Source organism: Spongiactinospora gelatinilytica (genome assembly GCF_003236385.1).
GTDB lineage: Bacteria > Actinomycetota > Actinomycetes > Streptosporangiales > Streptosporangiaceae > Spongiactinospora > Spongiactinospora gelatinilytica.
In genome coordinates this window covers 1-7,157 of the sequence record NZ_POUA01000389.1, presented here as the reverse complement: position 1 = coordinate 7,157, position 7,157 = coordinate 1, and the positions used below count along the sequence as shown (strand labels likewise).

The 7,157-nt window shown below is 74.7% G+C and carries 6 protein-coding genes; 5 read left to right on the top strand and 1 reads right to left on the bottom strand.

The genetic code is table 11. The features are described from left to right. Window positions 1–50: 50 nt before the first annotated feature. From C1I98_RS32565 to rfaE2, 5 genes are read left to right on the top strand one after another with little or no spacing between them, the layout of a single operon-like run. Window positions 51–1,013, top strand: coding sequence for an ABC transporter substrate-binding protein (locus tag C1I98_RS32565; RefSeq protein WP_111171188.1), 963 nt, complete (start codon window positions 51–53; stop codon window positions 1,011–1,013). Continuing rightward, the gene (locus C1I98_RS32560; protein WP_199537376.1) at window positions 1,010–2,098 is read left to right on the top strand and encodes a FecCD family ABC transporter permease; all 1,089 of its coding nucleotides are present in this window, start codon (window positions 1,010–1,012) and stop codon (window positions 2,096–2,098) included. The genes C1I98_RS32565 and C1I98_RS32560 overlap by 4 nt, the downstream gene beginning before the upstream one ends. Beyond that, window positions 2,095–2,841: an ABC transporter ATP-binding protein gene (locus tag C1I98_RS32555; protein ID WP_111171187.1), complete on the top strand. Its 747-nt coding sequence runs from the start codon at window positions 2,095–2,097 to the stop codon at window positions 2,839–2,841. The genes C1I98_RS32560 and C1I98_RS32555 overlap by 4 nt, the downstream gene beginning before the upstream one ends. Window positions 2,842–2,872: 31 nt before the next feature. Beyond that, entirely contained in the window at window positions 2,873–3,934 is a 1,062-nt protein-coding gene (locus C1I98_RS32550; RefSeq protein ID WP_111171186.1) for a glycosyltransferase family 9 protein, read from the top strand. 56 nt (window positions 3,935–3,990) lie between these two features. Continuing rightward, a complete protein-coding gene (rfaE2, locus tag C1I98_RS32545; RefSeq protein ID WP_111171185.1) occupies window positions 3,991–5,394 on the top strand; it encodes a D-glycero-beta-D-manno-heptose 1-phosphate adenylyltransferase in 1,404 nt (467 codons plus the stop codon). 425 nt (window positions 5,395–5,819) lie between these two features. On the opposite strand, the gene C1I98_RS32540 is transcribed toward rfaE2, so the two are convergent. Continuing rightward, window positions 5,820–7,157, bottom strand: a 1,338-nt coding sequence (locus C1I98_RS32540; RefSeq protein WP_111171184.1) for an amidohydrolase, incomplete at its 5' end; no start/stop codon positions are given.

The following is a 7,157-nucleotide window of genomic DNA, read 5'->3' as shown; positions in this document are numbered from 1 at the left end:
CCCCTGCCTGTTACCGGTACCCCATGCGTGATCAATTCAGGAGAGACCCCATGCGCAGATCGATCGCCGCTCTGGCCGTGGCGGCGCTGGCCGCCCTGGCGGGTACGGCCGGCTGTGGCGGCGGCGAGCCCGCCCAGCAGGCGGCGCGACCGGACGAGCCCGCCCCGATCGAGGTGACCAACTGCGGGGCGAAGTACCGTTTCGACTCGCCGCCGAAGCGGATCGTCGCCTCCAGCACCATCGCCACCGAGATCGTGCTCGCGCTCGGCGCGCGGGACCGGCTGGTCGGGGCCGTCGCGCCCGGTGAGCTGCTGCCCGAGGCGGCGGCGGCGTTCAAGGGCGTGAACATCATCGCCGAGTCGGCCTTCCCGCCCCCGTCCAAGGAGACGGTCTTCGCCGCCAACCCCGACTTCGTGGTCAGCGGCTACCCCGACGACTTCGGTCCCAAGGCCCTCGGCGACCGCGCCAGGCTGCGCCAGGAGGGCGTCAACTCCTACCTGCTGTCCGGCAACTGCCCGAACCACAAGGCCACCGTCGAGGACAGCTACACCGACATCCGCGAACTCGGCCGTCTCCTGGGCGCGCCCGCCAAAGCCGAGGAACTGGTGGCGGCACTCTCGGCCGAGGTGGACGCCGTCAAGCCGGTCGGTGGCACCCCGACGGTCTTCGACTACGCGAGCGGCATGGAGAAGGCCGCCACCGCGGGCTCCAACGGCCTGCTCGACGACCTGATCCGCCGGGCCGGCGGCAAGAACGTCTTCCCCGAGGTGACCTCCTACTCCCAGATCTCCTGGGAGGAACTGGTCAAACGGGACCCCGACGCGATCGTCGTGGAGGACCAGGCGTTCGAGCCCGCGGCGAAGGCCATCGCGTTCCTCACCTCCTACGAGCCGATCAAGAACGTCACCGCGGTCAGGGAGAAGCGGTTCATCGTCATCCCGGTCAACGACACCCAGCCCGGCCTGCGCAGCGGCCGGGCGCTGCGCACCCTCGTGGCCGGGCTCGCCCGGTGAGCCGGGTATCGGAGCCTTCCTCGCCTTCCGCGCCGCCACGGGAACGCACGGCCGCGCCCGCGCGCTCCGGCCGCCTCGGTTTCGCGGGCCTGATCCTGCTGCTCGGCGCGGTGCTGCTGGTCTCGCTCGTGGTCGCCGTGGGCCTCGGCCCGGTGTCGATCCCGGCGGGTGACGTGGCGCGGATGCTCGGCCACCGGCTGGCGCCCTGGCTGGTGAGCGAGGCCCCGGCCGGGCCGCAGTCGGTCATCGTGCTGGACATCCGCTTCCCCCGGGTGCTGCTCGGCGCGGTGGTGGGGGCCGGGCTGGCCGCCGTGGGCGCGGTGCTCCAGGGAGTGCTGCGCAACCCGCTCGCCGACCCGTACATCATCGGCGCCAGCTCGGGGGCCTCGCTGGGCGCGGTGCTGGTGATCCTGGCGGGGGTCTCCCCCTTCGGGCCGCTGTCGCTGCCGCTGTCCGCGTTCGCCGGGGCGATGGCCGCGTTCGGTTTCGTGCTCGGCATCTCCCGGCGCGGCGGGCAGCTCGCGCCCACCCGGCTGATCCTGGCCGGGGTCGCGGTCGCCGCCCTCACCGAGGCGGTGACCAGCTACATCGTGCTCACCACACCGGACAAGGAGGTACGGACCGCCCTGTTCTGGACACTCGGCGGCCTGTCCGGCACCCAGTGGCGGGACGTCGGCGTGCCCGCGGTCATCGTCCTTTCGGCGACGGCGTGGTTCGTCACCCGTGCCACCCTGCTCAACGCCCTGGTGCTGGGCGACGAGGGGGCCACCGGCCTGGGGGTGGAGGTGGACCGGCTGCGGCTGCGGCTGATCACGGCGAGCGCGCTGGTGATCGGCACGGTGGTCGCGGTCAGCGGCGGCATCGGGTTCGTCGCGCTGATGGTGCCGCACGCCGTGCGGCTGGCAGCCAGGGCCGACAACCGGCACCTGGTCCCGCTCAGCGCGCTCACCGGGGCGCTCCTGCTGGTCTGGGTGGACGTCGGAGCGCGAATGCTCAACCAGCCCGACGAGATCCCCATCGGAGTGATCACCGCCGTGCTCGGCTCTCCCTTCTTCCTCTTCCTACTGATCAGGGCGGACCGTTGAACATCGAGATCCGCGACGTCTCGTGGCTGCAGGTGCTTCACGAGATCACGCTCAGCGTGCGCTCGGGCGAGGTGGCCGGGCTGGTCGGCCCCAACGGCAGCGGCAAGACGAGCCTGCTGCGCTGCGTCTACCGCAGCACCCGGCCGGACGGCGGGCGGATCACGGTCGGCGGGATGGACGTCTGGCAGGCCCCGGCCCGCGAGGTCGCCCGCACGGTGGCGGTGCTCGCCCAGGACACCCCGGCCGACCTGAACAACTCGGTGGAGCAGATCGTCGGCCTGGGCCGCATCCCCTACCTGGGCGCGCTCGGCCGGTTGTCCGCGGCCGAGCGGACGCTGATCGCCGACACCATCGAACGGCTGGAGCTGGGCCCGCTGCGCCGCCGGCCGTACGCGACGCTGTCCGGCGGCGAACGCCAGCGGGTGCAGCTGGCCCGCGCGCTGGTCCAGGAACCCAAGGTGCTGATCCTCGACGAGCCGACCAACCACCTGGACCTGCGCCACCAGGTGGACGTGCTGCGCCTGGCCCGCTCGATCGGGGTCACCGTCCTGGTCACCCTGCACGACCTGCAACTGGCCGCCGCCGCCTGCGACCGGCTGGCGGTGCTGAGCGAGGGGCGGGTCGTGGCCGAGGGCCCGGCCGTGGAGGTGGTCACCCACGACCTGCTGCGCCGGGTCTACCACGTCGAGGCGCACGTCACCCCGGGCCCCGACGACCTGCCGAGGATCTTCCTGCCGGTTTGACGGCGGCCGGGCGGGGCAGCCGACGGGCCAGATGAGCACGACCATCGACGGGGTGCGGCGGATCGCCGTACTGCGCGCCAACGCGCTGGGCGATTTCGTGATGGCGCTGCCCGCGCTCGCGGCCGTCAAGGCGGCCTACCCGGGCGCCCGGCTCACCCTGCTCGGCCACGAGTGGCACGCCGGCCTGCTGCGCGGGCGTCCCGGGCCGATCGACGAGGTGGTGGCGCTGCCGCCGATCTCCGGGGTGGGCACCACCGACCCCGGGCATCCCGTGCCGCCGGGCCTGCTGGAACGGCTGGCCCGGCGCGGCTTCGACCTCGCGCTTCAGCTGCACGGCGGCGGGCTCTACTCCAACCCGTTCATCCGCGGCATCGGCGCGCGGGTCACCGCCGGCCTGCGCAGCCCGGACGCCGTGCCGCTGGACCGCTGGGTCCGCTACGCCCACCACCAGCACGAGACGCTCCGGCTGCTGGAGGTCGCCGCGCTGGTCGGCGGGTCCACGGCCGCCGTGGAGCCCGCGCTGGCCGTCACCGGCCGCGACCGCGCCGAACTCGCCGCCGTGCTCGGCGACCCGCCGCCCGGCCTGGTCGCGGTCCACCCCGGGGCCAACGACCCCCGGCGCAGGTGGCCGCCGGAGCGGTTCGCCGCCCTGGCCGACCGGCTCGGCCGTCCCGTCGTCGTCACCGGAACCGGGCGTGAACGGGAACTCGCCGACCGGGTCGCCACCGCCATGCGCGCCCCCGCGACGGTGACGGCCGGGCGGCTGGGCCTCGGCGCGCTGGCCGCCCTGTACCGGCGCTGCGACCTGCTGATCGCCAACGACACCGGCCCGCGCCACCTGGCCGCCGCCGTCGGCACCCCCACCGTGGGGATCTACTGGTGCGGCAACATCGTCAACGCCGGGCCGCTGACCCGGACCTCGCACCGGGTGCTGATCTCCTGGCTGACCCGATGCCCGGTCTGCGGGGCGGACGGCATGGACCCGGAGGCCGGGTTGTGCCCGCACGAGACGTCGTGGGTGGCCGGGGTGCCCGTGGAGGCCGTCGCCGAACAGGCCGCCGACCTGCTGGACCGGCAGGATGCCGGCCGTTGACCAGAACAAGGACCACGGCCTCGACTTCACCGCCGCCTCCCGGGTAACGGACCGGCATGACCGATGAAACCGTGGACGCGGTCGTGGTCGGGGACGTGATGCTCGACTCCTGGCTGGACGGCCGGGTCGATCGCCTGGCGCAGGAGGCGCCGGTGCCCGTGGTCAGCGTCGAGGCCGTGGCCGAGGCGCCGGGCGGCGCGGGGAACACCGCGGCCAACCTGGCGGCGCTCGGCGCGCGGGTGCATCTGGTCGCGGTGGTGGGCGACGACGACCGCGCGGGCACGCTGGCCGGGGCGCTGCGCGAGCTCGGCGTGCGGGCCACCCTGCTGCCGGTGCCGGGACGCAGGACCACCCACAAGCGGCGGCTGCTCGGCCGCGGCCGGCTCGTCGCCCGCTACGACGAGCAGGACCGCGACCCGATCCCGCCTGACGTGGAGGACGCGCTGGCCGGCCTGCTGCCCGCCCTGGTACGGCGGGCGGACGTGGTCATCGCCTGCGACTACGCGGCGGGGGTGTGCACCGAGGGCGTACGGCGGGCGCTCACCGGCCTGCCCCGGCTCGTGGTGGACGCGCACCGGGTCGCGCCCTGGCGGGGCTGCCGGCCGTACGCGGTGCTGCCCAGCTACGCCGAGGTGCTGGAACTGCTCGGCGAGGACGGCGCCGGCGAGGACCGGATCGGCTTCCTGACCGCCCGCTCCCGGCGGCTGCTCGCGGCGACGGCGGCCGAGCTGGTGGTGACCACGCTGGACGGCGAGGGCACGCTGCTGCACCGGGCCGGGCGCGAGCCGTACCGGACCCTGGCCGAGCCCGCGCCCGAGCACATGGCCACCGGCGCGGGCGACACCTACACGGCGGCCTTCGCGCTGTGGCTGGCCGAAGGGGCCACGCCGGAGGAGGCGGCGCGGGCGGGGCAGGCCGCGGCCTCCGTCGTGGTACGCCGCCCCGGCACGGCGACCTGCGCCCTTGAGGAGCTGCTGCGGGCGCTGCACTCCGGCGACCCCGCCGAACAGGTGGCCGAGCGCGTCGCGGAGCACCGCCGCGCGGGCGAGCGCGTGGTGTTCACCAACGGCTGCTTCGACGTGCTGCACCGCGGCCACATCGGCTACCTGGAACAGGCCCGGCGGCTCGGCGACGTGCTCGTGGTCGCGGTCAACGACGACGCCAGCGTGGCCCGGCTGAAGGGGCCGGGACGTCCGGTCAACCCCTGCCGCGACCGGATGGCGGTGCTCGCCGCGCTGGACCACGTGGACTACGTGGTGCCGTTCCGGGAGAACACCCCCGAGCGGCTGCTCCGCCTGATCCGCCCGGACCTCTACGTCAAGGGCGGCGACTACACCGAGGAGATGGTGCCGGAGGCGCCGCTGGTGCGCGCGCTGGGCGGCGAGGTGCGCATCCTCGACTACCTGCCGGACCGGTCCACCACGGCCCTGATCGCCCGGATGCGCGAGATCCCCGGGTAGCCTCCGCTACGCGACGGACCCGTAAACGGGCTTGCCCGCCCACTCGTAGGTCACGTACACGATCCCGGCGCCGTCTGCGCGGCCTCGCCCACCAGCACCTGCACGACCCGGCGACCGGCTACCCGTAGGCGCTCAGCACCGCGCGCCGGATCGGACCCGGCGCGACCCGTTCGTGGAGTTATACGCCCTGGTCCGCGACTTCTTCGCACCGGCCCCCGCGCGGGCCCGGACCGGCTTCACCCCGGCCACCGAGATCGCCGGCGACGGTGCGGACGCCGTGGCGCCTACACCCGCACCGAGGTCCGGCGCGTCCCGATCACCTCGGGCGCGGCGGGGCCCCGGAGGTCAAGGCGGGCGGGTCGCAGCCCGCCTGACCCCCCACACGGGGATCGGTCCCCCGCCTCCCGGGGACCGATCCCCGCGGGCTATGCCAGAGCCGGGAGCGTTCCCGACTCATAGACCGGGCGGCCCCCGGCCAGCGTGAGGGCGGGCGTGATGCCCGCGAGATCCTCGTCGGCCACCGACATGACGTCCTCGTCGATGACCACGAGATCGGCCAGCAGCCCGGGGGCCAGCGTGCCCTTGCGGTGCTCGGCGTGCTCCAGGTAGGCCCCGGCCGCCGTCCACAGCCGGAGCGCCTGCTCGCGGGTGAGCCGCAGGTCGTCCGGCACCTCCGCGTACGGCCGGGGGCCCGCCCCCACGAACGTCGCGATGCCGCGCCGCCAGTCGGGGAAGGTCACCGGCGCGTCGGAGCTGTCGGCCACCAGCACGCCCGCGGCCAGCAGCGCGCCCGCCGGGAAGGCCCGCGACCAGCGCTCCGCGCCGATGGACCGGGTCATGGAGGCCCCGCTGTGGGTCTTCATCAGCGAGCTGGTGATGACGCCGATGTCGTGTTCGGCGAGCCTGCCGTACAGCTTCTCGTCCAGCAGCGTGCCGTGGATGAGCGCGTGCCTAGCCATCGGCCACGGGTCGGCGGTGAGCGCGCGGATCATGCCGTCGGCCGCCGCGTCCGCCGCCCGGTCACCGCAGACGTGCACCTGGGCCTGGAGCCGGTGGCGGTGGACCAGCTCGATCTGCCGCATCAGCTCGTCGTACCGGGCCTCGTCGTCGGCCCCGGGGGTGACCAGGTGCCCGTGGCCGCCCGCCGGGTACGCCTCGTACACCCAGGCCGTGCACTGTGTGGGCACGCCGTCGGCGAACAGCTTGCAGCCGCCCACCCGCAGCCACTCGTCCCCGAGCCCGGTCGCGGCCCCCATGTGCTCAAGGGCGGTCGCGAGCCGTTCGGCGGAGCTGGACGGCGAGGGCCAGTCCCAGTGCAGCAGGGCGTTGACCCGCACGGTCATCCGGTCCGCGACGCGCAGGGCCGTGTAGTCGCGCAGCAGTTCCGGCCAGACGATGGGGTCGGTGACGCTGGTGATGCCGAGCGAGTTGAGCGTGCGCATGGCCGCCACGATGGCGTCGCGCCGCTCGTCGGCGGTGTGCTCCGGGACGTGCGCGGTGACCAGGCCCTTGGCCGACTCCAGCAGCAGCCCGGTCGGCTCGCCCGCCGCGTCGCGGACGACCTGCCCGCCCTCCGGATCCGGCGTGTCGCGGGTGATCCCGGCCAGCCGTAGCGCCGCGGTGTTGACCAGCACCGAGTGCCGCGAGGCGTGGTGCAGGATGGCGGGCCGGTCGCCGGTGACCGGGTCGATCAGGTCCCGGTGCGGGCCGGGCGCCCCGTCGAACTCGGGGATGTTCGCCTCCCGCCAGCCCTCCCCCACCAG

Excerpts from the sequence above, each read along its gene's own strand:
- C1I98_RS32550 (WP_111171186.1), top strand. The coding sequence starts at position 2,873 with ATGAGCACGACCATCGACGGGGTGCGGCGGATCGCCGTACTGCGCGCC.
- C1I98_RS32565 (WP_111171188.1), top strand. The coding sequence starts at position 51 with ATGCGCAGATCGATCGCCGCTCTGGCCGTGGCGGCGCTGGCCGCCCTG.
- rfaE2 (WP_111171185.1), top strand. The coding sequence starts at position 3,991 with ATGACCGATGAAACCGTGGACGCGGTCGTGGTCGGGGACGTGATGCTC.